At 69.8% G+C, this 25,291-nt stretch carries 23 protein-coding genes; 11 read left to right on the forward strand and 12 right to left on the reverse strand.

Translation table 11 applies throughout. The features are described from left to right. Window positions 1-73: 73 nt before the first annotated feature. The gene (locus ABZV42_RS33855) at window positions 74-1,408 is read left to right on the forward strand and encodes a HAMP domain-containing sensor histidine kinase (protein ID WP_356055241.1); all 1,335 of its coding nucleotides are present in this window, start codon (window positions 74-76) and stop codon (window positions 1,406-1,408) included. Here the strand turns inward: ABZV42_RS33855 and ABZV42_RS33860 are convergent. After that, window positions 1,405-2,175 carry a polysaccharide deacetylase family protein gene (locus ABZV42_RS33860; protein ID WP_356055243.1) on the reverse strand — a complete coding sequence of 257 codons (771 nt, stop codon included), beginning with the start codon at window positions 2,173-2,175 and terminating at the stop codon, window positions 1,405-1,407. The two genes, ABZV42_RS33855 and ABZV42_RS33860, sit on opposite strands and share 4 nt — an antisense overlap. After that, window positions 2,172-3,518: a glycosyltransferase gene (locus ABZV42_RS33865; RefSeq protein ID WP_356055245.1), complete on the reverse strand. Its 1,347-nt coding sequence runs from the start codon at window positions 3,516-3,518 to the stop codon at window positions 2,172-2,174. Before ABZV42_RS33865 ends, ABZV42_RS33860 begins: the two co-directional genes overlap by 4 nt. 180 nt (window positions 3,519-3,698) lie before the next feature. On the opposite strand from ABZV42_RS33865, the gene ABZV42_RS33870 reads away from it, so the two are divergent. After that, entirely contained in the window at window positions 3,699-4,103 is a 405-nt protein-coding gene (locus ABZV42_RS33870; protein WP_356055247.1) for a BlaI/MecI/CopY family transcriptional regulator, read from the forward strand. Window positions 4,104-4,252: 149 nt separating this feature from the next. Here the strand turns inward: ABZV42_RS33870 and ABZV42_RS33875 are convergent, their stop codons facing one another. Then, on the reverse strand, window positions 4,253-4,840 hold the full coding sequence (locus ABZV42_RS33875) for a hypothetical protein (protein ID WP_355984195.1): 588 nt from the start codon (window positions 4,838-4,840) through the stop codon (window positions 4,253-4,255). A gap of 150 nt (window positions 4,841-4,990) precedes the next feature. On the opposite strand from ABZV42_RS33875, the gene ABZV42_RS33880 reads away from it, so the two are divergent. Continuing rightward, a complete protein-coding gene (locus tag ABZV42_RS33880; protein ID WP_355984196.1) occupies window positions 4,991-5,668 on the forward strand; it encodes a response regulator transcription factor in 678 nt (225 codons plus the stop codon). Further along, on the forward strand, window positions 5,661-7,154 hold the full coding sequence (locus ABZV42_RS33885) for a HAMP domain-containing sensor histidine kinase (RefSeq protein ID WP_356055249.1): 1,494 nt from the start codon (window positions 5,661-5,663) through the stop codon (window positions 7,152-7,154). Before ABZV42_RS33880 ends, ABZV42_RS33885 begins: the two co-directional genes overlap by 8 nt. A 305-nt stretch (window positions 7,155-7,459) precedes the next feature. Here the strand turns inward: ABZV42_RS33885 and ABZV42_RS33890 are convergent, their stop codons facing one another. Then, window positions 7,460-7,909 (reverse strand): peptidoglycan-binding domain-containing protein, encoded by a 450-nt coding sequence (locus ABZV42_RS33890; protein WP_356055251.1) that lies wholly within the window; start codon window positions 7,907-7,909, stop codon window positions 7,460-7,462. A gap of 802 nt (window positions 7,910-8,711) precedes the next feature. Between ABZV42_RS33890 and ABZV42_RS33895 the strand changes: the two genes are divergently transcribed. Continuing rightward, complete coding sequence (locus ABZV42_RS33895) at window positions 8,712-9,803, forward strand: phosphatidylinositol-specific phospholipase C domain-containing protein (protein WP_356055253.1); 1,092 nt, start codon at window positions 8,712-8,714, stop codon at window positions 9,801-9,803. A 64-nt stretch (window positions 9,804-9,867) separates the two neighbouring features. On the opposite strand, the gene ABZV42_RS33900 is transcribed toward ABZV42_RS33895, so the two are convergent. Beyond that, a complete protein-coding gene (locus ABZV42_RS33900; protein ID WP_355984200.1) occupies window positions 9,868-10,071 on the reverse strand; it encodes a cold-shock protein in 204 nt (67 codons plus the stop codon). Window positions 10,072-10,522: 451 nt separating this feature from the next. Between ABZV42_RS33900 and ABZV42_RS33905 the strand changes: the two genes are divergently transcribed. Beyond that, window positions 10,523-11,251 (forward strand): glycoside hydrolase family 16 protein, encoded by a 729-nt coding sequence (locus ABZV42_RS33905; protein ID WP_355984201.1) that lies wholly within the window; start codon window positions 10,523-10,525, stop codon window positions 11,249-11,251. An 80-nt stretch (window positions 11,252-11,331) separates the two neighbouring features. Here the strand turns inward: ABZV42_RS33905 and ABZV42_RS33910 are convergent, their stop codons facing one another. The 3 genes from ABZV42_RS33910 to ABZV42_RS33920 all read right to left on the reverse strand — a co-directional run bounded on the left by ABZV42_RS33910 (window position 11,332) and on the right by ABZV42_RS33920 (window position 15,174). Then, complete coding sequence (locus ABZV42_RS33910; RefSeq protein ID WP_355984202.1) at window positions 11,332-12,210, reverse strand: geranyl diphosphate 2-C-methyltransferase; 879 nt, start codon at window positions 12,208-12,210, stop codon at window positions 11,332-11,334. Between the two features lie 14 nt (window positions 12,211-12,224). Next, complete coding sequence (locus tag ABZV42_RS33915) at window positions 12,225-13,493, reverse strand: family 2 encapsulin nanocompartment cargo protein terpene cyclase (protein WP_356055255.1); 1,269 nt, start codon at window positions 13,491-13,493, stop codon at window positions 12,225-12,227. A gap of 268 nt (window positions 13,494-13,761) precedes the next feature. Further along, window positions 13,762-15,174, reverse strand: a complete 1,413-nt coding sequence (locus tag ABZV42_RS33920; RefSeq protein WP_356055257.1) for a family 2B encapsulin nanocompartment shell protein — start codon at window positions 15,172-15,174, stop codon at window positions 13,762-13,764. Between the two features lie 486 nt (window positions 15,175-15,660). Here ABZV42_RS33920 and ABZV42_RS33925 point away from each other — a divergent pair, with 486 nt between their 5' ends. After that, window positions 15,661-16,794: a hypothetical protein gene (locus ABZV42_RS33925; RefSeq protein WP_356055259.1), complete on the forward strand. Its 1,134-nt coding sequence runs from the start codon at window positions 15,661-15,663 to the stop codon at window positions 16,792-16,794. Window positions 16,795-16,856: 62 nt separating this feature from the next. Here the strand turns inward: ABZV42_RS33925 and ABZV42_RS33930 are convergent, their stop codons facing one another. Continuing rightward, window positions 16,857-17,498, reverse strand: coding sequence for a hypothetical protein (locus tag ABZV42_RS33930; protein ID WP_356055261.1), 642 nt, complete (start codon window positions 17,496-17,498; stop codon window positions 16,857-16,859). 147 nt (window positions 17,499-17,645) lie between these two features. Between ABZV42_RS33930 and ABZV42_RS33935 the strand changes: the two genes are divergently transcribed. The 4 genes from ABZV42_RS33935 (at window position 17,646) to ABZV42_RS33950 (ending at window position 21,406) form a co-directional block, all read left to right on the forward strand. Next, window positions 17,646-18,431: an alpha/beta hydrolase gene (locus ABZV42_RS33935; protein WP_356055263.1), complete on the forward strand. Its 786-nt coding sequence runs from the start codon at window positions 17,646-17,648 to the stop codon at window positions 18,429-18,431. 58 nt (window positions 18,432-18,489) lie between these two features. After that, window positions 18,490-19,275 carry a GNAT family N-acetyltransferase gene (locus tag ABZV42_RS33940; protein WP_356055265.1) on the forward strand — a complete coding sequence of 262 codons (786 nt, stop codon included), beginning with the start codon at window positions 18,490-18,492 and terminating at the stop codon, window positions 19,273-19,275. 189 nt (window positions 19,276-19,464) lie between these two features. Beyond that, complete coding sequence (locus tag ABZV42_RS33945) at window positions 19,465-19,803, forward strand: hypothetical protein (protein WP_356055267.1); 339 nt, start codon at window positions 19,465-19,467, stop codon at window positions 19,801-19,803. 400 nt (window positions 19,804-20,203) lie between these two features. Further along, complete coding sequence (locus ABZV42_RS33950) at window positions 20,204-21,406, forward strand: PQQ-binding-like beta-propeller repeat protein (protein ID WP_356055269.1); 1,203 nt, start codon at window positions 20,204-20,206, stop codon at window positions 21,404-21,406. A gap of 306 nt (window positions 21,407-21,712) precedes the next feature. Here ABZV42_RS33950 and ABZV42_RS33955 read toward each other — a convergent pair whose 3' ends face one another. The 3 genes from ABZV42_RS33955 to ABZV42_RS33965 form a co-directional block, all read right to left on the reverse strand. Beyond that, window positions 21,713-23,167: a carboxylesterase family protein gene (locus tag ABZV42_RS33955; protein WP_356055271.1), complete on the reverse strand. Its 1,455-nt coding sequence runs from the start codon at window positions 23,165-23,167 to the stop codon at window positions 21,713-21,715. A gap of 94 nt (window positions 23,168-23,261) precedes the next feature. Beyond that, window positions 23,262-24,167 carry an MBL fold metallo-hydrolase gene (locus ABZV42_RS33960; RefSeq protein WP_355984212.1) on the reverse strand — a complete coding sequence of 302 codons (906 nt, stop codon included), beginning with the start codon at window positions 24,165-24,167 and terminating at the stop codon, window positions 23,262-23,264. A 13-nt stretch (window positions 24,168-24,180) separates the two neighbouring features. After that, window positions 24,181-25,146: a hypothetical protein gene (locus tag ABZV42_RS33965; protein WP_356055273.1), complete on the reverse strand. Its 966-nt coding sequence runs from the start codon at window positions 25,144-25,146 to the stop codon at window positions 24,181-24,183. Window positions 25,147-25,291 lie beyond the last annotated feature (145 nt).

Consider the following 25,291-nt stretch of genomic DNA (forward strand, 5'->3'; position numbering starts at 1 on the left):
GGCGAGGGTTAGACGGAGGCAAAAGCGGCGCCGCGTCGCATGGAGCCGGCCGGCACGCCCGCATCATGAAGGCATGAGACAGCGAGTGGTGCGCGTAGCCCTTACCGCCGCTCTCGTCGCGGTGGTCCTTCTCGCCACCCCGCTGGCACTGGTCATCCGAACGTCTCTGTACACGGCGCAGCGGGACACGCTGGAGCGGGCGGCCCTGGCGGGTGCGGTGCACGTGAGCCCCGACTACGGCACCGGTGACCCCGTCGAGCTGCCCCCTCCCCCGTCCGGCGGGAGCCTTGGCCTGTACGACCCGCAGGCCCGGCTTCGGGCGGGCAGCGGCCCGGCGACCGGTGACGCTCCGGTCCGTCGCGCCCTGGGCGGAGGGCTGGTCCGGCGTGGGACGGGCGGACAGGTCGTCGTCACCGTGCCCGTTTCGCACGCCGAGCGGGTGATCGGCGTCATCCGGGCCTCTTCGCCGGCCGGCGCCGTGCAGCGCCGGGTTCTCGCGGCATGGGGTGTGCTGCTGGGCGTCGCCGTTCTGGCGGTCCTCGTCGCGGTCCTGGTCGCCCGTCGCCAGGCACGGGCGCTGGCCGCACCGCTGGAGGACCTCTCACGGCACTGCCGGGCCGTCGCCGAGGGCGACCTGTCCCGACGGGCGGACTCCAGCAGCATCGCCGAGATCGACCAGGTCGCCCGCACGCACAATGAGATGCTCCACAGTTTGTCCGAACTCCTGCGCCACGAACGCGATTTCACGAGCAACGCCTCCCATCAGCTGCGCACCCCGCTCGCGGGACTGCAACTGGCTCTGGAGGGAGGACTCGGCCAGGAGGACGAAACCCGTCTGCGGCCGGTCGTGGCCGAGGCGCTGGCCACGACCGAGCGCCTGCACCGAACGGTGGAGGAACTTCTGCGCCTGTCCCGCACGGAAGGCTGGGCCCACTCGGCCGCGACGTACGTGCCGGCGCAGCAGCTGATTCGGGAGACGGCCGACCGGTGGCACGGGCTCTTCGCCGGCGAGGGCCGGCGTCTGGTGAGCGCGGCCGATGATGTGCCCGCGGACGTCCGGATCCCGGGCGGGCCCGTGTCCGAGGTGCTCGGCATTCTGCTCGACAACGCCAGAGTTCACGGGCGCGGCACCGTCCGGCTGCGCGCCCGCGATCTGGGAAGCGCGCTCGCCGTCGACGTGGCCGATGAGGGAAGCATCGACGGGGATCCGGCGCGGGTGTTCGACCGTGGACACTCCGGCGCCGGCACGGGAACGGGCATCGGCCTGGCCCTCGCCCGTGACCTGACCGCCTCTTTCGGAGGGCGGCTCTCCGTGACACACAGCAACCCGACCACCTTCATGCTCCTCCTGCCCGTCGGCCAGGAGGAGCAGGACAGCCCGGACAGCCCGGAGGATCCGGCCCCCTAGAGCGTCAGCGGCCACCGGGCGGGCGCCTGCGGGATCCCGTGGTCACGGAGCGGACCGACCTCGTAGCCCCGCTCCTCGCAGGTGTCGAGGATGCGCGGAAGGGCTCCGAGGGCGGAGCGCCAGGCACCCGGCGCCGAGGTGCAGTCCGAGTCGTGGAGCAGCACGGTGCCTCCGCCGTACAGGTCGGTGACGACGGTGCGGTGGACCGACTCCGGGGTGGCCCTGGCGGTCCAGTCCTCGCCCCAGCAGGTCCAGAGGACCGGGGTGAGTCCGAGGCGCCGGGCCGCCAGGTGGGCCGGTCCCGACATGACACCGTACGGGGGCCGGAAGAGTGTGGGCCGTCTGCCCGTGATCTCGGCGACGGTGTCGCGGGCGCGCGCGAAGTCGGTGTGGGTGGCCCTCGGGCCGCGCAGCAGCAACGGGCGGTGCGCCCAGCCGTGCACGCCTATCTCGTGGCCTGCCGCGGCGATCTCACGGACCAGGCCGGGCGAGCGGTGCGCCTCGCTGCCGAGGAGGAAGAAGGTGGCCCGCACGCGCCTGGCGGCGAGGAGGCGCAGGAACGAGGGCGTGGACTTGGGGTCGGGACCGTCGTCGAAGGTGAGGGCTACGTGATCCGGGCGGCCCTTGCCGGCGAGGCGGGGCATGACGCGGTTGCGCAACGGCCCGAACGTGGAGATGACGGGTGCGCAGTGGGCGGCGGCCAGCACGGCGGGCACGGCTGTCGCGGCGGCTGTGAGCAGGGAGGCCGTCGTGAGCGGTCGTGTCATGAGTGATGTCCTTCCGGACCGTGACCGGCGTGGCTGGAGACGAGGTCCAGGTCGAGGTGCTGGCTCAACGCGTGCATCAGCGTGGGGCCTTGATAGCTGGTGGCGACCCCGGTGGCGACGGCGCATGCCCATACGGCGCAGGCGACCGCGGTCGTGGCGGCCAGTCTCCTGGCCCGGAGGCGGCGCCGGGCGGCGGGCGGCGGCGCCACGGGCGGCTGCCCCGAGCGAAGAACCCGGGCTATCTCCGCAGCCGGGCCGGCATCGGGGGAATCCGCGAACAGCGCGAGCCCGGCGGCGCGTTGGCGCAGCCCGAGCGGCCCGTTGACCAAGTTGTTCAGGACGTCCTTGAGTTGGGCCCGGTCGCGTACCCAGACCGCCGCACCCGCCTCGTCCAGGGCGTCGGCGTTGGTCAGACCGTGGCCCGGTATGCAGCCGTAACTGACGACAGGCAGCCCCGCGGAGAACGACTCGAGCGTGGTGAGCCCGCCCGCGTTCTGGACGAGGACGTCCGCCGCGTGCATCAGGGCGGGCATGTCCTCGACCCAGCCGTGCACATGCTCGATTCCGTCGGCGCGCAACTGCGCGGCCAGTGTCTTGTTGCGGCCGCACACGACGACCGGGACGACGGCGCCGCAGTCGCGCAGTTCCCGGGCGACCTGACGGACGGGACCGACTCCCCACGATCCGGCCACCAGCAGGGCGAGCGGAGCCGTGGCAGGCAGCCCGAACGCCATCCGCGCGAGGATGCGCTGCCGTGTGTCGCAGGGACGGAACCGGGGGTCCGCCACGGGACCGCGGACGCGGACGTCCTTGGCTCCGGCCGCCCGTGCCTGAGCGGCGGGTACGGCGTGGGCGGCGAGATGGATGTCCACACCGTCCGCGACCCACAGGGGGTGCACCGAGAAGTCGGTCAGATAGGTGAGGACGGGGATGCGCAGGCGCCCGTCGAGCCGGAGGTTCCCCAGGACACGGCTGGCCCCCGGGTAGGTCGACACGACGGCGCCGGTCTGCGGGTGCAGGGCCTTCAGGACGCGGTTCTCGGCGGACCTCAGCAGGGCGCGTGCGCCGCGGCCACCGCCGCCGACGCGTTCGGTGCTGGAGTAGATCCGCTGATACAGCCAGGGCGCGCGGGCCAGCATCAGGTGGTAGGCGTCCCTGGCGGTTCGGCCGAGACGAGCGGGCAGGAGGTCCAGCAGGTCGTACCGGTCGACGGCGATCCCCTCCGCCGTCAGGCGGCGCTGGAGTTCGGCGGCGGCGCCGTCGTGGCCGGCGCCGACACTCGCCGAGACGATCGCGACGCGGTCCGGGTGTGCCACCGGCACCCGCCCGGGAGACACAACCACGCCGGCTGGTGTCAGGTGCGCTCGCTCGCCGTTGGCCATGGGCTTTCCTCTGTGTAGATGGGAGACCAAGCAACTACAAGATGTAGTAGACCGTGATTGGGACGGGAGCATACCTCCTACATCCAGTAGTAGGTCACCGGGGTAGCCTTACCCGAAGGCACGGCAACGAAAGGGCGAACGGTGAACGACCCCAGGAGCGAGGAGGCCTCCGGTAACACGGGCAGGCGCGCCCGCGGCGAACTCGAGGGCTCTGTTCTCGCCGCTCTCTGGTCGGCCGACCTCCCCTTGACCGCCCGTCAGGTGCTTCAGCGGCTGCCGGCCGGCCTGGCCTACACGACCGTCCTGACGATCCTGTCCAGGCTGTACGACAAGGGCATGCTCGTACGGCACCGCGAGGGCCGCGGATACGCCTACGCACCGGTCCGCGACGAGGCCTCGCACACGGCGCGGCGCATGAGATCGCTGCTGGACGAAGGCTCCGACCGCGAGGCGGTGCTGAGCCGTTTCGTCTCCGAACTCTCCGCGCAGGACGAGCAGTTGCTGCACGAACTCCTGTCGGCGCACGAGGGGCACCAAGGTCGCTGAGGCGATTCGGACGGCGGGACATGAACCGGTGCCGACCGGCACATTCCGCTCGCCGTCGACCCTGTCCCGCTCGCCGTCACCGCCGTTCCGCTCGCCGCCCGGCCTCACCGCGCGGCGCGGCCTGGGCCGCGCCGCTCGGGTGGTCCGGTTCAGCCGCCCAGGACGGTGTTACCGGTCAGCGTGCCTCCGGTGCCATCGATGGTCACCACGTGCCGTACGCCGTCGGGGCCGACGACCACGATCCGCCAGGCTCGGCCGCCGCCCTGCTCCGTGACCGGTGCCAACGACTCGACCTTGCCGTCCTTGACCGCGGAGGTGGCCTTGGACACCGCGTCCGCCGCCGAGAGCGAGGGCAGCGGGGCCGGAGCCTCGCCGGCCGACGAGCTGCCGCCGTCCTCGCCGAGCGAACCGCGCTCGCCGTTCCGGCTCCGGCCGTCACGCTCCTTCACACCGGCGGCCCCGTCGCGGCCCTCGGACTTCGCCCGCGGCCCGTCCTGCCACTCGTGCCCGCCGCCGGCGAAGGCCATCTTGTGCTCGCCGCGGTCCTCCTCGTGGTGGTGGATCGCCGCCGCGGCCACGCCGCCGCCGATCACCACCACGGCCGCCGCGCCGGCCACGGCCCAGCGCGCCCTGCGGCCACTCAGCCGACGCCGGCCGGCCGGCTTCGTCTCCGTCGTACCCGGACCGTCCTCGTCCGTACGCTCCTGCGGTTCCCCCGCGTCCACGGATTCGCTCACAGTTCCCACCCCGATCTCCCGCAAAGGTCCGGGCTCTGTGCCCGGACATCCGCGCACAGCATCGCTGGAGGGTGCTGAAGACTTCCTGAAGACCTGAAGACGCCTTCAGCTTGGTGCCGTCCCCGCCCGGCGACCTGCCACCCTGGGGGCATGCGTGTACTGGTGGTGGAAGACGAGCGTCGGCTGGCCCTGGCGCTTCAGCACGGACTGACCGCCGAGGGCTTCAGTGTGGACGTCGCCCACGACGGCGTGTCCGGGCTCGCCAAGGCCACCGAGCGCGCCTACGACGTGGTCCTGCTCGACATCATGCTGCCCGGCCTCAACGGCTACCGGGTCTGCCAGCGGCTGCGGGCCACCGGCAGCAATGTCGGAATCCTCATGCTCACCGCCAAGGACGGCGAGTGGGACGAGGCCGAGGCGCTGGACACCGGCGCCGACGACTACCTGTCCAAGCCGTTCTCCTTCGTGGTCCTCGTCGCCCGCCTGCGCGCACTGGCCCGCCGGATCGGCAGCCGGGCCCCGAGACGCACCGTGCTGGGCGACCTGGTGGTCGACTCCGCCGCCCGCACCTGCGCCCGCGGGGGCGTGTCCATCCCGCTCACCCCGCGCGAGTTCGCCGTCCTCGACCACCTCGCCAGGCGGGCCGGGGAGGCCGTCTCCAAGCGCGAGATCCTGGACGAGGTCTGGGACAGCGGCACGGACAGCGACCCCAACACCGTCGAGGTCCACGTCAGCGCCCTGCGACGCAAGATCGACACCCCCTTCGGACGGGCCGCCGTACAGACCGTCCGAGGCGCCGGATACCGGCTGGCGGCCGACGGTGGCTGAGCACGATGCCACCAGCGGTGGACCGAGACGCCCCAACATCCTCCCCGCGGCCGGTCGCCGGGCCCGGGCCACGCTGCGCCGACTGACCGGGCATCCCCGGGCGGCCACGCTGATCCGTCGGCTGGCGCCGCGCTCGGTCCGTACCCGCACCACCCTCGCCGCGTGCGTGAGTGTCGCCGTCGTCCTGCTCGCCGCGTCGGCCGTCGTCCTGCTGCTGCTGCGCGGCAACCTGGAACGCACCGTGGAGACGGGGGCCCACTCGCAGGCACGCGACGTCGCCCGCCTCGCCGCCTCCGGCCGCCTGACCCGACCGCTGACGCTCGGCCCCGGAACCGACTTCGTCCAGGTCGTCGACGCCCACGGAAAGGTCGTCGCGCAGAGCCCGAACCTCACCGGCCGCCCCGCCCTCACCCCGACCGGCACCCACAACGGTCACCGGACGTACAACCTCGACGCCCTCGGCGAGGAACACCACCAACGCGTCACCACGGTCACCACCACCACCCCCGACGGCCCGGTCACCGTCCATGTCGGGGCCTCACTGCGCACCGCCGACGCCGCCGAGGACGTCACCACCGCGGCCCTCGCCGCCCTGAGCGCCCTGCTGGTGTTCACCGTCGGCGCCCTGACCTGGCGTACCACCGGCCGTGCGCTGAGGCCGGTCGAGGCCATCCGCGCCGAGGTCGCCGCGATCGGGGACCGCGGCCTGGACCGCCGGGTTCCCGCCCCCCGCGGCGACGACGAGATCGCCCGCCTCGCGGACACCATGAACGCCATGCTCGAACGGCTGGAGGCCGCGGGTACGCGGCAGCGCCAGTTCATCGCCGACGCCTCGCACGAACTGCGCAGCCCGCTCGCCGTGCTGCGCACCCAGCTGGAGGTAGCGCTCACCCACCCTGATCCGGAGGTGCGCGACACCCTGGTGGCGGGCGCCCTCCAGGACACCGAGCGCCTCCAGGCACTGTCCACCGACCTGCTGCTGCTCGCCCGCCTCGACGCCACCGGACAGAGCCGGCCCGACGAACCCGTCGACCTCACCGAACTGGTCCGTGCCACCGTGGCGGTCCGCTCCACCGACCCCCACCCGGTCACGCTCCACGCGCCCGACAACCTCACCGTTCCCGGCAACGCCCTGTGGATCGGCCGGCTGCTGACCAACCTCCTCGACAACGCCCAGCGCCACGCACGGCACGCCGTCACGGTGCGGCTGTCGGCGGACCCGGAGACCGCCGACGCCGTCCTGGACGTCACCAACGACGGCCCCGCGATCGCCGCCGCCGACCAGGAGAAGATCTTCGAACGGTTCGCCCGCCTCGACGACGCCCGCAGCCGCGACGACGGAGGCACCGGCCTCGGCCTGCCCATCGCCCTGGACATCGCCGCCCTGCACGGCGGCACGATCACCGTCATCGACACCCCGGACGGCACCACGTTCCGCACCCGCCTGACCAGCGGCACCAACACCAGCACCGGCACTCGGGAATGAGCAGGAGTCCTGACACATCGACCCCGGACCTCGCGCGAGTGTCCACGGTCAGGCAGCCACTGAACATCCCGTCCGCATAGCCACGCGACCCGCCGAAGCCGGACCGATGGCCAGGCTCAGGGCGACCACAGCGGCAGCGGTTCCACATGTCACACGGCCCAGGAAGTCCGAATTGCGGGACATTTGGATCACTTTCGTTCATGGAACAGTCGGGCGGGCAGGCCATGCGTCAGCTTGGCCTGCCCCGTGGCGGGTGCCGGCGCCGTGGCGGCGGCAGGCCCGCGTTTCCCCGGCGGGAAAGACCGTCAGTGGGCGTGGGCGTCGTACAAGGTGGTGCAGTGGCTGCCGGCTTCCAGGGTCATCCAGTGCCACTTGATCTTGTCGCGGGTCTGCGGGCCGTAGACACCGTCGGCGTCGACGCCGAGGCTCCTCTGGACGCGGGCGAGGGCGGCGGCGGTCTTCGGGCCGAACTTGCCGTCGATCGTGCCGAGGTCCTGGCCGTAGCAGTAGTTCAGGGTCTCCTGGAGGTAGTACACCTGCTGCCCGCTTGCGCCGGAGCGGAGGCCGCAGAAGTTGCTGCCGTCGGCGCCGACCGGGTACTTCGCGTAGAAGTCGCCGCTGTAGTAGATCGTGTAGTCCGTGCAGCTGGGCATCGCGGCCTGCGCGGCGGCCGGGCTGAGGGTGAACAGGCCCGCGGTGATCGCGGTGGCCGCGCCGAGCGTGGCGAGCGTGGCGAGCGTGCGCTTGAACTTCATGATGGTTGGTCCCCCGAAATGCGGTCCGATGCGAGTCGTGGGCGATCGGACGGTGAACGGATGCGTGTGGACGGCAAGTTGCTGTCCGACGCCGGAAAACGTAACAGCGCCAGGGCACCCTCGATTCGCACCCTCGGGACGTCCCGGAGTCGCCCGGCGACCCCGGAAAGGACGGCCCTGGAGGCCGAACTGGCGCCTGCGCGCCGGTCCGAGACGGTCCCAGCGTCCCGTGCAGCCCCTCACTCCCGGCCCGTCCCACACCGTCCCGGACCCGTCCCACGACCGTCCCGAGTATGGCCCGAGGCACGTCCCGACCCTTGGCGGCCGAGGCTGGTGCCGATGTGGCAGTTGTGAGGACGTGATCGCGCCAAGACCGCCCTCGGGGGCGGGGGTTGCGGGAGCTCCGGACAGCCGTACGTTCCGGGCTCAGCCGCATGTTGTCGGAGGTCGCCGCTAGTTGACGAAATGGGGGCGGGACGGCATAAGGAACCACGCCGAGCGCTTCCTGAACGGGACGCTCAACCGGCCTCCGGGCAGGGCGAGATCACCGGGGCAGACCGTCAACGCCCCGGCCGAATAGGTGAGGTCAGCCTCCCGACGGCGCCCCCAGCGTTCCACGTGCCTTGGACTCCTTGTCCGCCCGTACGGGCAGGGGCGTCCGGCGTCGGGAAAGATCGGCCGGAATCGTAGCTGACAGCAGGATTCTCGATCGCGTTACGTGTCATGTCTCCGTCGATTAATGCACAGCCGTCACCGTCCAGACGGAGAACCACCCCACGATGGAGGAACCGTGACCGGCCCGATGACCCGACGTAGATCTTCCCGCCGCCCACTCGCGGCACTGCGTACCTCGCTGCTCGGCACACTGAGTCTGTTCCTGGCGTTCGGCGCCGCCGGAGCCGGAGGCGCCACCGCCTCCGCCGCCGACACGAACTCGCTGCAAGTGTCCGGCACCACCACGTCCGGAATCCACAACACGTACGACCCCAGCGCGTTCACCTACCTCGCGCAGGGCCTGGACAGCGGTACCTCGATGATCGAACTGGACGTCTGGGACGACTTCTTCACCCAGGAATGGAAGGTCAGCCACAGCAGTCTGACCAGCAACGGCAACAACTGCGTCAACGCCTCCTCGGCCGCCGACCTGTACACCGGCGGCGCCAACAAGAATCTCGAGAGCTGCCTTGACGACGTCCGGGTGTGGCTCGGCGCCCACCCCGGCCACGGACCGCTGATCATCAAGCTGGAGATGAAGGCCGGCTTCCAGGCCAACCTCGGGATGAGCCCGGCCAAGCTGGACCAGTCGATCAGCGCGCACCTGGGCAGCCTCGTCTACAAGCCGAACGACCTGCTGAACAAGCCCGGAGGTGGCCAGTACGCCACCCTGGACGACGCGGCCAGGGCCGGCAACTGGCCGACCCGGGCGCAGTTGGCGGGCAAGGTCCTGCTGGAGATCATTCCCGGCACGGTCGAGGAGAACAACCCGACCGACACCCTGTGGACGGACAAGGAGTACGCGACGTACCTGCGCAACCTGCACACCGCGGGCACCACCGCGCGGGCGAACATCTTCCCCTCGGTGCACAACGCGGCGTCGGGCGACCCGCGCACCCGCTACTCCGACACGACGCTTCGGCCCTGGTTCGTGGCGTTCGACGGTGACGCCTCCGCCTACATCAACAACGGCATCGACACGAGTTGGTACGACACCAACCACTATCTGCTGTTCATGACGGACTCTCAGAACGTCTCGCCCGCTCTCGACGACGTCAGCCCGTCGCCGTCCGACGCCTCGGCACGGGTCGCGCTGCTGGCCAAGGCCCATGCCACGGTCGCGTCGAACGACTGGCGCGGTCTGCCGGACGTGCAGTCACTGGTCGTGCCGCGCGGCTGATCCACGAATCGAAGAGAAGCGGGGCCCGGCGATCGCCGGGCCCCGCTCTCCGATCCGGTCCGGGTCAGCCGCGGACGATGTTCTCCGCCTGGGGGCCCTTCTGGCCCTGGGTGACATCGAAGGAGACCTTGTCGCCCTCGACCAGCTCGCGGTAGCCGTTGCCGGAGATGTTCGAGTAGTGGGCGAAGACGTCGGGCCCGCCACCGTCCTGCTCGATGAAACCGAAGCCCTTCTCGGAGTTGAACCACTTCACGGTGCCGCTGGCCATGCTGTTGTCCTTCGATATCGCCGAGGTGGACCCCGGCTTGGTAGATGTAGCGGGGCCGCCGTTGACCGGGCAGCACCCGACGTCTGTTCTACCCCACAGGGCGGCCGTCATAAATAGGGCTCCAAGGTGACTTGGATCATGATCTGACGCGTTTCGGGGACCCATGGGGACGTACCGCCCAGCCACAATCGGCCACGGGCCCTCCCGGGTTCCTCGAGGACGAGGGCCACCTGAAGTCGGCGGTACGGGCGGCGGCCGAGCGTGGCGCGTTGCCCCCTGACCACCGATGGGGTCCTGCGGCCCGGACGGCAGGTCCGTTCGTTCACGTCCGGAACACAGGCTGCAATCCGTGCCGCGCCTATTGTCAGGTCTTGAACAAGCTCCTACGTTCCGGATGAACGCATGGGATCGCTCCCACGCGTCGTCCCACCCATCGAGCAACGGAGCTCCGATGACGACAATCTTCGTACGGGCCAGGTGGTTCGTAGGCACCGCACTCGCCGCGTGCGTGATGCTGCTCGCGGCTCAGCAACCCGCGCACGCCGGCTCCTGGGGCACACCGCAGACCATCAACTCCTGGAATGTCATCAGCGGCAGGTGGACCGCCAACAACGAGTTGGAGACGTACACGCCGGACTGTGTCTGGTACGACGGCGACACATTGATGATCAAGACCTACAACGCGGGCGGCCAGGTCTACTACTCCGGCCGCGTGGAGTCGAAGGCGCTCTACGGCTACGGCACCTACAGTTTCACCGCGAACATGCCCAGCGGTCAGGGGCTGCTCCCCGCGGTGTGGGCGGCGTATCTGAACCCCTGGCTCCCCGAGATCGACGCCGCCGAGATCGTCGGGTCCAGCCCCGGCACCGTCTACCAGACCTTCCACGACACCAGCAACGCGCAGACCCAGTGGGCCGCGAACAACGCGGGGGGCTGGACCAACAGCTTCCACGTCTACTCGTTCAGCTGGTGGCCCGACCACATCGACTTCTGGGTGGACGGCGCCTTCCAGGGGACCAAGTGGTACAGCACCGCTCCCGGCGTCGGAATGCACTTCATCGTCAACACCGCGGTCGGCGGTGACTGGCCGGGCAACCCGAACTCCTCGACCTGGGCCACCGCGGACGGAGCCCGCTACCTCAAGGTCTCCTCGATCACGTACACCCCGTACTACCCCTGAGCGACGACCGGTGGTTCCTGGAGCCCCAACGACCGGTCCAGGCACGTCGCGTGACGGGCCTGGACCGGTCGTGCCGTTGGTCAGACGCGGTCGGCCGCGATCAGGAGGTACTGGAAGGAGCCATCCTTGTAGGAGTTGATGAACGCGGTCTCGATACCGGTGACCAGCGAGGACGTGGCACGCAGCTCCCAGTAGGGGAGGGTCTCGGGCGTCAGGTCGATGACGGCCTGCGGTACGAGCCTGTTGTTCGCCATGGCACGGAAGTACTCCCGGCGGGAGTGGATGTTGCACTCGAAATGCGCATTGATCTGGGAGACCCACTTCGACGGCTGGCCGTAACGCGGGTTCCAGCAGCCGGTGATGGTCACGTAACGCCCACCGACCGACAGGACGCGGGAGTGCTCGGCGAACAGGTCTTCCAGTTCGACGTACATGCTCGACTCGTTGTTCCACGAGGCGGCGGCCTGTCCCTTTTCGAGGGGGGTGTCGAGCATGTTGCACACGCGAGCACGGACGTGGTCCTCGACGCCCAGCTCCAGGGCGCGGCGGTTGGCGAACTCCGCCTGCTTGGCCGACAGGGTGACGCCCTCGACGTCGCACCCGAACCGTTGGTGGGCCATCACCATCGAACCGCCGCGGCCGCAGCCGGCGTCAAGGAGGGTGTCGTCCCGCCCGATGGGGCCGAGGTGGTCAAGGAGTACTTCGGCCTGCGCCGACTCCAGGCGGTGGAGCTCGGAGATCAGCCTGCTCTCGTACCCCCCGTCTCCGGTGTCCCCGAGGGCGGCGTGGTCGATCTCGCCGATGCCGTAGTGATGGTGGTAAAGGCCGTCCACGTCGCCGAGACGCAGGTTGACGGGCCTGGCCTCGCCGTCCCAGTAGCGGGCGATGTCCTCTTGATAGGGCGAGGCGGGGCCGGGGATGAAAGCGGCGGTGCTGGTACTGAGTTCCGTGCTGGTCATGTGAGATCCGTTCCTTACCAAAAGTCGGGCAGGCTGTATCGGTAGGTGTTCGTCTGATGCCAGTAGTGGTTTCCGTCGACCCAAGCCGCCACGCCTCGCAGGAAGCGCAGCACACTTGGGACAGGGCAGGCGGCCGCCAACGCGTCGGCTTCGGATTCGAAGGCGTGCATGAGGTCGTTGTGGATCCCGACCGCCTTCAGATAGGCGTCCCGGGCCGGAACGTCCTCACGTTCGGCGATCACCACGGGCAGGTTCAGATGCGTGCCGGGGCTGTCGAGTTCCTTGGTGTACGAGTAGAGGTCGTTCACGATGGTGGTCGCGTTCGAGGCCAGCGCGATGACCCGCTGCATGTCGGGCTGGGCATGCATGTCCGCGGGCAGTTCATATCCGCCGACGGTGTCGGTGATCGTCGGACAGGGGCGGAAGTTGTTGAACTGGCGCATCGCCAGGTACTCCCAGACCTCGGGCACATGGTCCGCCTCGGCCCACGCGGCCTCCGCCAGGTAGCCGAGATGCAGTCGCGCCATGTCATGGCGGTACCGGTCGGCCTGCGAGGGAGTGGCCTGCTGGACGAAGTACGCCATGGCGGAGCGGTAGGCGCGCCGCGGCGCGTCCGACTGGAGGGACTCCGCCCACGGCTGCTCGTACTCACGCGTCGTGAGCACGGGGTCGAGAGCGGTGTGTGCCAGCAGGAGGCGGCTGCCGAGCCCGACAGGTGAGCCGCCGTGGTCCTCGCAGTAGCAGTCGTCGAGGACGTTCTCCGCGACCATCAGCCGTGTGGCGATCATCAGGTGGTCGACCGTGGGAGCGTCGGGATGGCAGGCGACCATGTAGCGGCCGACGGAGAAGCCGTCGAACTGGTCCTCCCACTCCGGGGGGTAGGCCTGAACCTCGTCGACCGCCCATCTCTTGATCCTGCGGCTGACCTCCTCCACCCGTACCGGGTCCGGCTGCGCCAACGGGTGGTGGTAGAGACCGGGGACCGGCGTGCCCTCCTCCGGCGTCCCGAGTTCCCCAGGCGTCGGTGGTTCTTTCCGCGTCAGATACAGGCCGGCAGTGCCCAGCCCGCTGGGACCCCGCAGAAGCCGTTCCAGGTCAGGGGCCGCGGCGGCCGGACTCACCACGGCATGTCGTTCCTCCACGTTCGGTGGGACGAGGCCGTCGGCGGTGTCGCCAAGGCTTTCGGAGTTGGTTTCGGAGTGGGTGAGGCGGGTTCGGGCCCTGACGAGGGCCACGGCGTCCGCCAGCCGCGATTGCACAGTGGTGGGCCCGGGCTCGGGCATCCTTGGCTCCTTGATGGAATGGACGAGGTCCTCGCCAGGCCGGGACAGCGGCAGTTGAACCGGACCGAGGCAGGGGTCCGGGCCGGGACAGGGGTCCGGGCCGAGGCGGGGGGCCAGGCCGGGACAAGGGTCCGGGCCGAGGTGGGGGTCCGGGCCGGGACAAGCGCCCGGTCTCAGGCGGGTGTCCGGGCCGGGACAGGTCCCTTGGCCGGGACAGGTGCCCGATGCGAGCCAGTTGTCCGGATCGGGGCAGCTGAGCGCGAGCCGGTCAATGGCGGCTGCGGGCGATCTGCACGTTCTCCAGTACGCCCAGGGCGTCGGGCAGAAGGACGGCGGCCGAGTAGTACGTGGTGACCAGGTACGACAGGATCGCCTGCTCGTTGATGCCCATGAAGCGCACGGACAGCCCGGGCTCGTACTCCTCGACCAGGCCGGTCTGGCGCAGGCCGATGACGCCCTGGTTGTCCTCCCCCGTCCTCAGGGCGAGGATCGAGCTGGTGTTCTCGCTGGTGACGGGGATCTTGTCGCAGGGCAGGATCGGGACCCCGCGCCAGCCCAGGACCTGCTGACCGTCGAGATCGACGGTCTCCGGATAGAGCCCGCAGGCGCTGAACCCGCGGCCGATCGCGGCGATCGTCCTGGGGTGGGCGAGGAAGAACTTGGTGCCGCGGCGCCGACAGAGCAGATTGTCGAGGTCGTCCGGTGTGGGCGGGCCGGAATGGCTCTGGATCCGCTGTTTGAACGCGGCGTTGTGGAGCAGGCCGAACTCGCGGTTGTTGATGAGCTCGTGCTCCTGGCGTTCCCGCAACGCCTCGACGGTGAGTCTGAGTTGTTCCTCCGTCTGGTTCATCGGACCGTTGTAGAGATCGGCGACCCTCGAGTGGACGCGCAGGATCGTCTGCGCGATGGAGAGTTCGTACTCCCTCGGGTGGAGTTCGTAGTCGACGAAGGTACTCGGCAGCTCGGCTTCGCCGGTGTGGCCGGCCGACATGGCGATCTCGGCCTCGCCGTGGTGGTTCTGCCGCCGGAGGGCGAGGCAGTCGAAGTTCTCCAGGTGGGTGCGCAGGCCCGGGGCCGAGGACGACACGGCGGCGAAGTCGGAGCGGGACAGCGTCAGCAGGGTGCCCGCCGTCCGGGCGGTGGCGGTGCAGTCCCACTTCGCGTCGGTGTCGACAAGGGCGTTCTCTCCGAAGTGACCGCCGTGGGCGAGTACGGCGACCGTCACCTCGTCCCCGTACTTGCCGAGGGACGTCTGACTGACCCGGCCATGGGCGATCAGGTGGATCTGCTCGGCGGGGGTGCCACGGCTTACCAGTACCTCACCGGCCTGGAAGTCGCGTTGGACGCAACGGTCGGCGATCGCCTTCAGCACCTCGACGTCTTCGAAGCCCCGCAACATGGCCAGTTCACCGAGTTGACGGGGAATCACACGGACGCCGGCACCGTTCTGGACGAACTCGATGTGTCCGTCGCCCACGTTGTAGCTCAGTCGGCGGTTCACCCGGTAGGTGCCGCCCTTGGTCTCCACCCAGGGGAGCATCCGCAGCAGCCACCGTTCGGTGATCTCCTGCATCTGCGGGGCGGACTTGGTCGTGGTGGCGAGGTTGCGGGCGGCCGCGGTGCCCAGGCTGGACTGCCGACGCGGCTCCAGCCCTGCTTCCGGGCTGGTTTCAACGGTCATCGAGCGATGTCTCCTTTTGCGACGGCGTCGATCGGCGTATGAGCGCCGATCACCGAGAGCGGCAACGGGTGGGTGAAACGCGGGGAATTCATCCAGATCCATGGGGACCGTATCGGCCGATGCGCCCGACTTGCCCGTCGAGCCGGTCGGGTTACCTCGATGCAGCGATCTTGCTCCGCGTCGGGTTTATCCGAGACCGACGCGATCCGGACAGCGTGATCGAGATCCGGCCGATAGCCGGCTGCGCGCCCATGGTTCGCCCTGCCCCCACCGACAGAAGGCAACTCCCACCACCGGCACAAGGCAACTGCCGCCACCGGCAGATGGCAACTGACTCCGCCGTCAGCAGTCCCGTCATGCCGGGGCTGCTTCAAGCCATTGCGCAACCAGTCTCTGGCCAGGGATGATGCCCCACGTTGATCGTGCGGCAGGGATGGAACAGCTGTGAACCAGGAAGCCCGCGTTGGTGGAGCGGAACCGTCGGGAATGACCGGCCGAGTCCGCTATAGGGCCACGTGGCAGCAGGCCCTGCCACTGAGCCTGAGCCTCGGCGCCGTCGTGCTGATGCAGTTGTCGAACCCCTTGCTCTGGGAACACCAGCGGCCCGGGCTGCCCGGCCTGCCGTTCGAGTCACGGCCCCTGGCCCTGGTGCTGCCGTTCTTCATCCTGCTCGAACTGTGGGTGCTGAGCCGCCACGTCGGGGTGACCCTGACCCCTGACGCGGCCGTCGTCCACAACCTGCGCCGCCGGACCATTCCGTGGACGAACATGGCGGACGTCGCGGTCGAACCGTTCTTCGGCGGCCGGCGGGTGGTCTTCTACGAGACGGATGGACGCCGCACCCCGCTGCGCATACCCAACACCGCTTTCCTCTCGCGCGACCGCCGGTTCGACGAAAAGGTCGCGACCATCCGAGGCTGGTGGCTCGCCAACGGCGGCACGGCCCAAGTCGAGGACACAGCAGGCGATTTCGGCGCCTGGGGGCAGACCTACGGCCCGCTCCCCGAGCGACTGGACATGCGACCCGCGCCGAGCCGGTCGGCTCCCACGGTCCTGCTGTTCTGCTGGCTTGCGATTGATGCGGTGATGGCGGGGTTCGCCGGGGGTCTCGACGCCGATCACCCGACGGTCCTCGGCCGCGCGCTCGGCGGACTCGTCGCGATCGCACTGTTGTCGGGCGCGGGCTTCCTGACCTTCGGCAGGGGCCTCACCCTCACTGCCGACCACCTCGTCATACGAGGGCTGCGGTCTCGGACCGTTCTCTGGGACGAGATTCAGGGGATCGTCGTCGAGCCCCACCGCGGCGGGCGGAGGCTTGTCGTCATTGAAGCGAGCGGTGGCCGAACTCCGTTGCCGGTACCGCGTGTCGGACGCTTGCTCTGGGACTCGGAGTTCGAAGCGAAGACCCAGACGCTACGTCACTGGTGGCGCACCCACGCGGAGACGTCCGCGGATCCGTCCGAAGCGGCGCTCCAGCCACCGGACGGGGCAACGCTCCTCCCCTACAGCGGACCACGTATGTGGCAGAAGGGCGTGCTGGCCCTGGCCTGCGTCCTCCTCGGCTACCAGATCTTCTTGTCGGTCCTGGTCGGAGGGCTGGTCATCACTCTCGGTCAGTGAGGAGACTCTTCACGGCCGCTGTCGGTCACGGTTGTCCTACGCCGCTCCGACCGCGAACTCCCTCACGATGATGTCCGCGTGGTGCAGGCCCTGCGCAATACCTCCTGGCCGAGTTCCGGCACGCCTTTCTTGAGCCCGCACCGGAGGCTTTCGTAGCTCCGACCGATGTCCCAGGTCGTGACGGTTCCCCGCACTGTGCCGCCCGCGCACGTCGCCGTGAATTTCGCCGTCACCAGCCAGACTCCCACTGCCTCGACGAACCGGCCTCGGACAACGACGTCCGAGTCGTTGAGCATCTTCGATGTCATGTGTTCGGCCGGGTCCGCGATCTCCAGACGAGTACCCAACGGTTCCACGGACGTCGCAGTCTTGTCTTCCAGCGATGCCAAGGCGTCTGCCGGACGGACCCCTGCCGCGACGGCCGCGCGGGAGATGCGGACGGGCATCGAGCGGACTTGCTTCGGCTCGGGAGGCCGCGCCGACCCATGCGCCGGGATCTCGATCTCCACCGCGTCGGAGAGTCCCACCAGAACAGGCCGGCGCGCGACGGACTGCCAGACATAGCCGTCCGCCTCACACCTGGGCGCGGTCGCATGCGACAGGGCCGGCTTCCGGGCGGAGGCGGCGTCGAGTGACGACTGCTCCCCCGCGGCGCAGCCTGTGAGCAGAGCGACGGCACACGCCACCGACAGTGCAGACCTCAACGCGGTTCCTTGCCTGGTACGACGGCCCTGTCAGGCCTGGTGGCCGCCAGTGTGCCAGGGCGGAATCCACAGTCTGAAGTCAGGTCGGGCCACCACTCATTGGTAGCGTGACCAGGTTCGTGGTGCGTTACGAGTCGGGGGGTCGCAGTGTCCACAGAGGTTGTCGTCAGGACGGGGCTCACGTACGGGGCCAGTTGCAAGCTCATGGACGTCTACCAGCCCGCGGGCGCGTCCAAGCCTTTACCCGTGGTGCTGCTCTGGCACGGCCGGGGCCCCGACGAACGGGACGTCCTCGCGCCGGTCGCCCGTGCGGCGGCGGAGCTGGGCGTCGTCGTCCTGGTGCCGGACTGGCGTCCCGACGCTCCGGACGGCGGGCTGACGCACCTGAGGGAGTCGGTCGTCTTCGCACGGCAGAACCTGGCCGACTTCGGCGGAGATCCCGAGCGGATCGCGCTCGCCGGCTGGTCGTTGGGCGGCAAGGCCGCGGTGGCTGTCGCCCTGAATCCCACCGCGTTCGGCAACTGGAGGCCGCAAGCCGTCGTGGGAATCGCCGGCGCGTACGGATCGGCGGCACCGACCACCGGCACCGTCCCGATCGACGACGTCCGCCTGGGCGGCGGCCTGCTGCCACCTGTGCCGGTGTGGCTGGTGCACGGCACTGCCGATCCGGTGGTGGATGTCGAGCGTTCACGCGAGTTGCGTAAGGCTCTCGAGGACCAGGGCCGGCCGGTGTCGCTCCACGAGGTCGCCACGGATCACGCGGGCGTCATCATGACCGAGTTCGTCCCGGAGCACGGCCGCTGCCTGCCCAGCACCGCCGACCACGCCGTCGAGGCAGGGTCGCGCACCGCCCACATATTGGCCCGCGCGGTTGGCATCACCGCTCAGCACTCCAGCTCCAGCTCCAGCTCCAGCTCCAGCGGTCGATCGTGATCCCGACCGGCGGTGCCGGGGCTGCCGGCGTCCTCGGCCGGGCCCGTACGGTGTTCGCGTGAAGGACATATTGATCAGCGAACTCCGTACCGCGTATGACGCCCAACTCCGTGGTGTCACCCCGCCCGGCGGCGGCGCACGCATCGAGCAGGACGGCCCGTTGACCCGTGTCGTCGGCTGGCACCGTGGCTTCGTCACGGGCCCACGCGACCTCGGTGTGTACGGGGCGGAACTCGACCTGCTCGTGGCGCGGCAACGTGATTTCTACGCGGCCCGTGGCGAGGCGGTCGAATGGAAGACTCGCGCCCACGATCTCCCCGCCGACCTCACCGACCGGCTCACGGCGGCCGGCTTCGTCGCCGAGGACAGCGAGACGGTGCTCATCGGGCGGTCCGCGGATCTTGCCGCCGCCCCCGTCCTGCCCGACGGTGTGACCCTCCGCCGTGTCACCGCCAGGTCAGATCTCCAGCGTGTCGCCGCCATGGAGAGCAGCGTCTGGGGCGAGGACTGGAGCTGGCTCGCCGACGACCTGACTGCCCGGATCGAGAACTCCCCGGAGAACACCGTCGTCCTCGTCGCGGAGGCTCGCGCCGAGGTCGTCTGCGCCGCCTGGCTGGTGTTCAAGGAGGGCGCCGACTTCGGTGGCCTCTGGGGCGGCTCGACACTGGAGGCGTGGCGCGGTCAAGGCATCTACCGGGCCATGGTCGCCCACCGGGCCCAGCTCGCCGCTGCCCGAGGCATCCCCTACGTGTACGTCGACGCGTCAGCCGACAGTGCCCCGATCCTTGCCCGCCTCGGCCTGCACGCGGTCACCACGACGACCCCGTATGTCTGGTCGCCCTGAACCGACAGGGCCACCGGGAGATTGGAAGGCGAAACAACCCGTTCGACAACGTTCGAGATCGTGGCACGATGTAGGGCATGACTACGAGCAGGACGACGCACCGAAAGGTCCATGCCGCGTAGACGGCCAGGACGCCTCCGAGTCGGCTCTCCCCGCCGGCGGACAGCAGGATCACCGGACATCGACGGATTGTCCTCGCGTGCGCTGTCCGAGATCCTCCGTCTCGAACTCACCCGCAACTATCTTCAGCCAGGAGACGTCGGCGCCGCGGTGCGTCTGTGGAAGAACTACGTCCACCGTCCCGAGCGCCAACTGTGGCTTGACTACGAGTGCGGCGACGTGGACTGGTACTGCTGCGGCGACCCCATCGAAGCCCGGTCCCTCCTCGACACCGTGATGCAGGCCGTGTCGCCACGAAGCGCGCGCGAACTTCGAGCGGTCGTCGACCGTTCGGATGGCGTCTGGAACCTCGCCCGACGCACCGCAACCTGGGCAAAAGACAAAGCACAAGCCGAGGTTGAGCTCTGACGTGATGACCGGTGCAGCGACTTCGCGGCCGGTCCGGTGGCGCTCGGGCGTGAGTGGTTCGAACGAACCCACCCGCCCGTACGCCCTCACCGAGCACGCTGCCGTTCGTACGACGGCTGCCGCGGGGGACCAGGACGTCGTCCACCCCTGCGAACGCCGTCAACCGGGGTGGGCGACACCGGTTGTATCACCTGGTCAGCGCGGGGTGACAGGTCGCTTAAGAAACTGATAAGAAGATCGCACAGCCCGGCTGGTTACTCGAGTAGATCCCTCGGAATCGACTCATCGGCGATCACACGACGGGCGGACTCGCCTCGCCACTGTCCATGCCGTTCGTATCGCCGCCCGGGTCCAGCGCACATCCCCCCGCGGTCAGGCCTTCGCACCTCAGGAATCCGCCATGTCCCCATCCCTCCGTACCCGCCTGGCCATCGGCTTCCTGCTGGCAGCCATCGGCGTTCCCGCACTCACTGCCTGCGGCTCCGGCCCCGCTCACGTTCCTTCCGCGCGGGCCGTCCCGGCAGTCGAACCGGGCCCGTTCGGCCCGCGGACGCTCGCCTCCCGGCCGCGTGACCTCACCAGCAAGCCGATCGCGGTCGGCGCCGGTGTCGTACTGACGCTGCCGGACGACAAGTCGGCACTCGTCGCCTACGATCCGGCCACCGGCGCTGAGCGGTGGCGGTCGCCCGCACGGTCCACGTACGCCGAGCAGGCCTGGCCCGTCGGCGACGACTTCATCGTCAGCTGGGAGAACCTGACACCCCACGGAAACGACCGGAGTGTCGTGGGCGACTTCGTGGCACGCCTCGACGGGCGAACCGGAAAACCTGTCTGGGCCACCAGGATCACCGATGCGGTCAGCCAGAGCGGAAACATCAGGTTTCGCCCGAGAGCAGACGCCGTACTGGTCTCAAGTCCCTTCTCGTACGGCTGGACGACCGCTCTGGACCTGAAGTCGGGCAGGCTTCGGTGGTCACGAGACGGCTACGTACAAACCCCCGACGACTTCGGCTCCGGCGATTCCGGCGGCAACTACGCCTTCCGCTATGAGCAGTTGGACACGTACACGGACGCCGGACGCCTCATGCGCATCGATCCCCGTAAAGGAACCGTCTGGTGGACGGTGGCCTTGGGCAAGGCGTACGGCACCACCGTGTACAGCGTGCGTAGTCACGTCGTGGTCTCCCGTGCCGGACGCGACGGTGACGGGACCGTGTTGTTCCTCGACGGTGCCACCGGCAGACAAGTCGCCAAGGTCCGTGGCGAGGTCCGGGCCGAGGACGACAACATCGTCGTGGTCTCCTCCGAAAGCGGCGTAGCCGCCTACGACCAGACCGGCGACAAACGCTGGGAAATGGCCGGCACCGTGATCGAGGACGGACGCCGTGGCTTCAGCGACGGCAGAACCGTCTACTTGCTCACCGGCAGCGAGAGTGAGGGAACGCTCGACCTCACGGCCCTGGACGCCAGGAGCGGCAAGCAGCTCGCCCACTTGCCGCAGCAGTCGCGGGCGGAGCTCATCGGAACCGTCAACGGCGCCCTCGTGACCGGGAGTCCCTACGGCGACGGAATGGTCTTCCTCGGAAAGCGGAACCGGGCCTGAGATGTTGCTCCTGGCGGCGCGCGGCCGATCCAGCAGTTGGCACGGCCGCGCGCCCGGCAACTCCCGGAACTCATTGAGCGCTTGAGCCCTTGAGTACTTGGGGTGAGGTCCATCTCCTCGAGGGACGCGTGAGTTCGGGCATTTGGATGCGGCCGCGCTCGGGCCGTAATGGCGGGATGTCGTCCGCAGCCGCGGGTCCATGCGCCCAGGCTTCGGCCAGCGGCAGACAGGCCTCTTGGGCTGGGTGCCCCGGCTTCGCCGGTCGGGCTCTCCGGCCGGTGCCGCTCCACCAACAGGTTGCGGGTCTCAGTCGGCTCCGAGGTGCTCGACATGTTCTTTTGCCGGCTGGTGTTCGGGCCAGCCGGGGGTGCCGGTTTCGGCGAAGCGGATCCATGACCGGTGGATGTGGCGGGCCAGGGCGTCGGGGGGCGGGGTGGTGCCGAGGAGGGCTTGTGGGCCGTGGAGCGAGGGCAGTGAGAGGCGGTCGAAGACGAAGGGCAGTTCCATCACGTGGCTCGCGCCGAGTTGTCCGTCCAGCGCGTCGGAGCGCCAGGCGAACTCATAGCGGTAGGTGCGCCCGGCGGCGCGGACGTGTGCGGCGGCCATCTGCCGGGTGCCGGTGGTGAAGAGCCCGTCGCCGAGGATGATGGTGCGCAGTTCCGCGGTGGTGGCGTTCGGGTGGCGTGCCCGGTAGTCGCGTACGGCGTCCTGGGCGGTGGAGCCCGGACCGGACTGGAATTGCGCCGCGGTGGTACGGAGGTCGACCTCGGTGCTGCCTGCCAGGATGCCGAGCGGGGCGAGGTAGAGGCTGCCTTCGTCGAGGTTGGAGCCGATCAGCAGGTCGGTGCCGCTTCCCCGCGCGGCCAGCACCGTGGCGGGGTGTTCCTCGGCTACCAGGCTGAAGGGCGTTATGCCGCCCAGCGGGTGGTGTCGGGTGGGCGTGCGCAGATCCAGTCCGCCCAGGCGGGGCAGGAGGGCGACGAGACGGGCATCGGGGATGTCGGCAAGGGCTGTGGCCGTGGGCTCGGTGCCCAGTTCGCGTCCGATCTCGCGGGTGACGATGTCGGCCTGGTCGGGTGTGAGGGCTCCGGTGCCGGTGCCGCTCTGGATGACGGCCCGCCGCACCAGGCCGGATGCGGCGGGATCGGCGAGGATGCCGCCGACGATGACGGCTCCTGCGGACTGGCCGAAGAGGGTGAGGTTGGCGGGGTGGCCGCCGAAGCGGTCGATGTTGTCGCGGATCCATCGCAGGGCCGCAAGGACGTCGAGCATGCCGCGGTTGTCCGGCGCGTCGGGCAGGTGCAGGAAGCCGGGTATGCCCAGGCGGTAGTTGACGGTGACCAGGACCACGCCGTCGCGGGCGAAGGCGGTGCCGTCGTGGAGCGGTGCGCGGTTGGATCCGGCGACGAAGCCTCCGCCGTGGACGAACACCATGACCGGCCGCCGCCCCGGGCCGTCCGTCCGCGGGGCCCAGATGTTCACGGTGAGGTAGTCCTCGCCGCGCTGCCAGCCCGGGCCGAAGTAGGGGGACATGTCGAGGGTGCCGAAGGCATCCCGGACGGGCTGGGGCGCGGTCGGCCCAGGCCGTGTCGCGTCCCGCACCTCGGTCCACCCGGGGTGCGGGCGCGGTGCGGTGAAACGCTCGCGGCCGACGGGCGGAGCGGTGTAGGGCACGTCGAGGAAGACGGCGCCGTGTTCGTGGCGACGGCCTCGGACCGGGCCGCGAGTGGTGGGGATGACGACGAAGTCGGCTGGTGTCACGTGGGTGTCTCCTCGCCGCCGGATGTCCCGGCGGTGCCGCCGCCCCGGCGGGCCCGGGGCGGCGGCTTGTCGTAGGGCTGTTCGAGATCCGGTGTCAGTACCGGGTGAACGGTGCCCAGCCCTTGATGGCGAAGCCCTTGCCGGTGTCCTGGACCTCTAGGGCGCTGTGGCCGCTGAAATGAGCCGGCAGTACGAGGGCGCCCGTGTCGGCGGCCCAGCCCAGCAGGGCCCGGCGGGTCGTGCGGGACTGGGCCGGGTCCTGGCAGAAGCAGCTGTTGTGATCCGGGTGGGTGATCTGGAGCGGGCTGTGCAGCAGATCACCGGCGAACAGGGCCCGGTCGTCTCCGGAGGCCAGCTTGACGATGCCGGATCCGGGAGTGTGGCCGGGTGCCGCCTCCAGGCGTAGGTGCGCGTCGATCGTGTGGGATCCCTCCCACAGCTTGACCTGGCCGGCGGCGTGCACCGGTGCGATGCTGTCCTCGAACACGTTCTCGTTGACTCCGCCGGCGATGCCGGGGTTGTTGTCCGGGCTGAAGAACTCGAAGTCCGCCTTCGGCATCAGGTAGGTGGCGTTGGGGAACGTGGGAACCCAGGCGCCGTCGAGCAGGCGGGTGTTCCAGCCGACGTGGTCGACGTGGAGGTGGGTGTTGACCACCAGGTCGACGTCCTCGGGCCGTACGCCGGCGCGGGCGAGGTTGCCGAGGTAGTCGAGGTGCAGGTGGTCCCACGCGCCCACGGCAGGGCGGGCCTTGTCGTTGCCTACGCCGGTGTCGATCAGTATCGTCTGCCCGCCGCTGCGCAGCAGCCACGTCTGCATGGCGACGTGGACCATGGCGTCATCGGGGCTGTGGTGGTCGGGCACCAGCATGGCTCGGTGCTCCTTCCACGCCTGCTCGGGAAGGTCCGGGAAGAACTGGTCCGCGGGCATGATCGGACCGTGCATCTCCTCGACGCGGGTGACGGTGACAGCGCCGAGGGTGATCTCGTGTGCGTCCTGCATGGTCTTTCTCCTATTACTTGTTCAGACGGGCGAGGAGCAGGTTGGGGTCCTTGGCAGTGACGTACGCGGCACTCAGCACGTAGGCGGTGTCGCCGCGCAGGGCGATGGACGTGGGGTTCTGTAGGCCGTCGGCCGCGCTCAGCACGATCGTGTGGCTGCCGCCGGGCCGTACCAGCGCGACCTGGCTGGAGCCGTTGAGGGTGGCGAGCAGTTGGTCGCCGCGGCCGGTGAAGGCGAAGTCGTCGATCCCCGCGAGCCCGCTCGCCTCGGTACGGACCCGGCCGGCCCGCCCGTCCCGCAGGACGGGGATGCGCAGAACGGTGCCCCTGTCGAGGTTGGTGGCCCAGATCTCGCCGTCGCGGATCTTCAGGCCGTTGGCGCCGAGGAAGCCGCTGGAGGCCAGTTCGGGCGCCGTGGACCAGGCGGTGGGGGTCCCGCCCCGGGTGGGGACGCGCCAGATGGTGCCGAGGACGGAGTCGGAGATGTAGAGGGTGCGGGTGCGTGCGTCCAGCGCCAGGCCGTTGGGCAGGCCGCCTGCGGGAAGTGCGGCGATTCGCTGCGGCCGGCCTCCCGGGTGCAGGCGCCACAACCCGGTCAGGTCGGGGGTTCCCGTGGCATACAGGAAGTAGAGGGTGCCGTCATGGGCGCGGACGATGCCGGTGGTCAGGGCGAAGCCCAGGACCGGGGTGTGGATGCCGCCGTCGGCCGGCGCCGGCAGGGTGGCCAGGATCCGGGTGCCGCCGTGGGCGGAGATCCTGGCGACCTGGCGGCCGACCGCGAAGGTGACGTAGGCGTCGCCGTCCGGGGCCAAGGCGATGTTCTCCGGTGTCCGGCCCTTGGCCAGGTCGAAGTGCGCGGCGATCCGCGCGTCGCTCAACGTCGGGGAGGCGGCGGATGCCTGGGAGGGTCCGAGCGCGACCCCTGCCACAGCGGCCAGGGCGGCCACCGTCGCAGCGAGAGAGGAGAGTTTCTCGGTCATGGTTCCTTCAGTCGTTTTCGGGCATGCGGCAGCCACACGCCGACGCATGCGGGGAAGTGTGCTGTGGGCCGGGCCGACTAGAAGGCGCGTGGCCACGGGCGGCCTCCACCGGCCGCCGTCCGGGCAAGGGCGAGCCGGGTGCGGC

It is taken from the genome of Streptomyces sp. NPDC005281 (genome assembly GCF_040607495.1).
Classification (GTDB): Bacteria; Actinomycetota; Actinomycetes; order Streptomycetales; family Streptomycetaceae; genus Streptomyces.

Excerpts from the sequence above, each read along its gene's own strand:
- ABZV42_RS33890 (WP_356055251.1), bottom strand. The coding sequence starts at position 7,909 with ATGAAGTTCAAGCGCACGCTCGCCACGCTCGCCACGCTCGGCGCGGCC.
- ABZV42_RS33855 (WP_356055241.1), top strand. The coding sequence starts at position 74 with ATGAGACAGCGAGTGGTGCGCGTAGCCCTTACCGCCGCTCTCGTCGCG.
- ABZV42_RS33880 (WP_355984196.1), top strand. The coding sequence starts at position 4,991 with ATGCGTGTACTGGTGGTGGAAGACGAGCGTCGGCTGGCCCTGGCGCTT.
- ABZV42_RS33900 (WP_355984200.1), bottom strand. The coding sequence starts at position 10,071 with ATGGCCAGCGGCACCGTGAAGTGGTTCAACTCCGAGAAGGGCTTCGGT.
- ABZV42_RS33905 (WP_355984201.1), top strand. The coding sequence starts at position 10,523 with ATGACGACAATCTTCGTACGGGCCAGGTGGTTCGTAGGCACCGCACTC.
- ABZV42_RS33920 (WP_356055257.1), bottom strand. The coding sequence starts at position 15,174 with ATGACCGTTGAAACCAGCCCGGAAGCAGGGCTGGAGCCGCGTCGGCAG.
- ABZV42_RS33925 (WP_356055259.1), top strand. The coding sequence starts at position 15,661 with ATGACCGGCCGAGTCCGCTATAGGGCCACGTGGCAGCAGGCCCTGCCA.
- ABZV42_RS33965 (WP_356055273.1), bottom strand. The coding sequence starts at position 25,146 with ATGACCGAGAAACTCTCCTCTCTCGCTGCGACGGTGGCCGCCCTGGCC.
- ABZV42_RS33895 (WP_356055253.1), top strand. The coding sequence starts at position 8,712 with ATGACCCGACGTAGATCTTCCCGCCGCCCACTCGCGGCACTGCGTACC.
- ABZV42_RS33860 (WP_356055243.1), bottom strand. The coding sequence starts at position 2,175 with ATGACACGACCGCTCACGACGGCCTCCCTGCTCACAGCCGCCGCGACA.
- ABZV42_RS33950 (WP_356055269.1), top strand. The coding sequence starts at position 20,204 with ATGTCCCCATCCCTCCGTACCCGCCTGGCCATCGGCTTCCTGCTGGCA.
- ABZV42_RS33915 (WP_356055255.1), bottom strand. The coding sequence starts at position 13,493 with ATGCCCGAGCCCGGGCCCACCACTGTGCAATCGCGGCTGGCGGACGCC.
- ABZV42_RS33910 (WP_355984202.1), bottom strand. The coding sequence starts at position 12,210 with ATGACCAGCACGGAACTCAGTACCAGCACCGCCGCTTTCATCCCCGGC.
- ABZV42_RS33960 (WP_355984212.1), bottom strand. The coding sequence starts at position 24,167 with ATGCAGGACGCACACGAGATCACCCTCGGCGCTGTCACCGTCACCCGC.